The sequence below is a fragment of the Polaribacter sp. 20A6 genome (genome assembly GCF_011378915.1).
Taxonomy (GTDB): Bacteria; Bacteroidota; Bacteroidia; order Flavobacteriales; family Flavobacteriaceae; genus Polaribacter; species Polaribacter sejongensis.
On sequence record NZ_WTPZ01000021.1, the window covers coordinates 1 to 2155 of the forward strand.

3 protein-coding genes are annotated in these 2155 nt (G+C 25.5%); 1 reads left to right on the forward strand and 2 read right to left on the reverse strand.

Features of this window, described 5'->3' with window-relative positions; genetic code table 11:
• Nucleotides 1-94: 94 nt before the first annotated feature.
• The gene (locus tag GQS57_RS18145) at nucleotides 95-691 is read right to left on the reverse strand and encodes a hypothetical protein (protein ID WP_165734387.1); all 597 of its coding nucleotides are present in this window, start codon (nucleotides 689-691) and stop codon (nucleotides 95-97) included.
• A gap of 217 nt (nucleotides 692-908) precedes the next feature.
• Here GQS57_RS18145 and GQS57_RS18150 point away from each other — a divergent pair, with 217 nt between their 5' ends.
• Nucleotides 909-1076, forward strand: coding sequence for a hypothetical protein (locus GQS57_RS18150; RefSeq protein ID WP_165734388.1), 168 nt, complete (start codon nucleotides 909-911; stop codon nucleotides 1074-1076).
• Here GQS57_RS18150 and GQS57_RS18155 read toward each other — a convergent pair.
• Nucleotides 1059-2009 (reverse strand): HEPN domain-containing protein, encoded by a 951-nt coding sequence (locus tag GQS57_RS18155; protein ID WP_165734389.1) that lies wholly within the window; start codon nucleotides 2007-2009, stop codon nucleotides 1059-1061. The genes GQS57_RS18150 and GQS57_RS18155 overlap by 18 nt on opposite strands.
• Between the last annotated feature and the right edge of the window lie 146 nt (nucleotides 2010-2155).

Here is a 2155-nt window from a genome sequence, read left to right on the forward strand (position 1 = left end):
AACACGAACGGCGAAATTCCGGAGGAATTTCCCAAGTGAGCCAAAACCAGCAATAAAGTTTATACGGTGTTACAAATAGTACTTTTTTCACTCGTTAATTTTCTATATCACAGTTTTTATTATAGTATTCAATTATCTCAATTAAATTCGTATGTTTTAATTCTTTTGTTTTTATCTTTTTTATTAATTCTGGACAATCTTCAAACAAGTAATAGTATTTACTTTTAATTTTGGTTCCAAGTTTTATTGTTTTGTTGTCTTTCTCAATATAATATAAATTTCCTGATGAAACAGGTAGCCCCATTCCCATAGCAGAACCTGCATTTGAAACAAATACGCTATATAAATTTATTTTCCCTGAACGAACTATTTTCATTCTAATTTTTTGGTCAGTTTTTATTTTTCTACCAGGTCCGAACCTTTGTTTATTCTTAAATTTACTTTCAATTTTTTTAAATCTATATTTAGTTTCAATTCTATCTTCAGTAATATTATAACCAATTAATTGTCTGTCATTTAGTTTTTTAACCGAAGAACTGTCATTTTCTTTATATTTGATTCCATCAAGTGTTCTAACTTTAATTAATCCTTTTATTTCAGTTGAATCTGTTAAAAAAATTATTCCTTTTTTATATTGAGCACTCGAAAGTAAAAAAGAAAATATTGCAATAAAAGTAAGAGTTCTTCTCATCGTTTATGTATTATTTGTAACGTTGTTGTGTATGGTTTGTTGCATTTAAATATGCGAGTATTTTCGGTAATAAACCAAAGATAATCAATAAAAACTAACCTTTAAGTTAATCGAAAAGCAGCAATAAATTATACACGTTGTTGGTTACTGTTTGGAAAAAAAGCCCATTGCGTAGCAAAATGCGCGCAACTGATAAATTAATTTTAAATAAAAAGATATGTTAAAAATAAATGATAAAGAACGTAAAATAATATTCGAAGTATTACAGAATTGGACTCAATCTGCTTGGTTTGTAATCGGTGATGATTTTGAATGTTTTAATACAGATGAAAATGTAAATGAAGTTATATTGGAGTTAGAAAATAAATTAAGTAAACAAGATTGATTTAAAATAATCATCCCTTATATTTGTGTTTGTGGTATTTATTATTTCACTTATGGTATTTGACTTAATAATTATCCTTCTTGTTAAATCATCTATTTCAGATGATAAGTTTTCTAACTTTTCTTTAGTTAATTTAATTTCTGATCCGTGAAAAAATTTTGACCTAACGCTATATGCTTTATTAATAGTACTCATTATAAGTTCTTTTTCTTTTTTATTTTCTCCTATTAAATTTGAAGCATTTAAACGAAGTCTTAATGATAATTCAGAATCAACATCTAATAAAATACACTCTAGAACATTTATATAAAAGGCTATTTTCATAGGTAAAAAACTATTAGTTCTAGCTATATTTAATAATAAAAATGACCTTTGAATTCTATTTAATTTTATAAAATCATTTTCAAGGTCTGCTCTAAAAGCTTTTTTAATTTCAGTTGATTTTTCTTTTTTAATTATTCGAAATAAATATTCGTAATTTCTAACTAATTTATCTTTATCAATTTGATTTATTAACTCACTTGTTAGGTGGAATTCTGAATAAGAACCTTTAGCATCATTTACAAATGAGTTCCTGAAATTAGAGGAAATACTGTTTCCGTCAGTTGATTGAATGCATTGAGTGTATGTTCCTATGCAATTATCGAATTTCATCCATATCATAGATAATAAACCATTTAAATGGGAGGATTCATTATGTATAATGTAATTTGGATTATCTGAGGTTTCAATTATTTTTAATGCAATAGGATTAGTTAGAAGTTTTTCAACAAAACTTTCTCCTAAATATTTTATTAAATTTTCTACATTAGGAATATTTTTAATTATAAATTCCTTGTTGTTAGTTATTGTCCAGTCTTGTATAATAAAAGAAGTATTTTCGTCTAATTTTAAAGAATTAATTATTGAAAATAAAATATATTTTTTTTTCATTTTTTTTGTAATTTTATGTTAGTCAAATGCTGACCATAGGAAGCATTGAGGGGGCTTTTTTTTGAAATTGTTACCAACGTTGTTGTGTTATGGAAAGTTGCGATTTTTATGAACGGCTATTTTCCGCAGGAAAATTGAAGTGAGTA

Coding starts and splice junctions, on each gene's coding strand:
- GQS57_RS18150 (WP_165734388.1), top strand. CDS start 909: ATGTTAAAAATAAATGATAAAGAACGTAAAATAATATTCGAAGTATTA.
- GQS57_RS18145 (WP_165734387.1), bottom strand. CDS start 691: ATGAGAAGAACTCTTACTTTTATTGCAATATTTTCTTTTTTACTTTCG.
- GQS57_RS18155 (WP_165734389.1), bottom strand. CDS start 2,009: ATGAAAAAAAAATATATTTTATTTTCAATAATTAATTCTTTAAAATTA.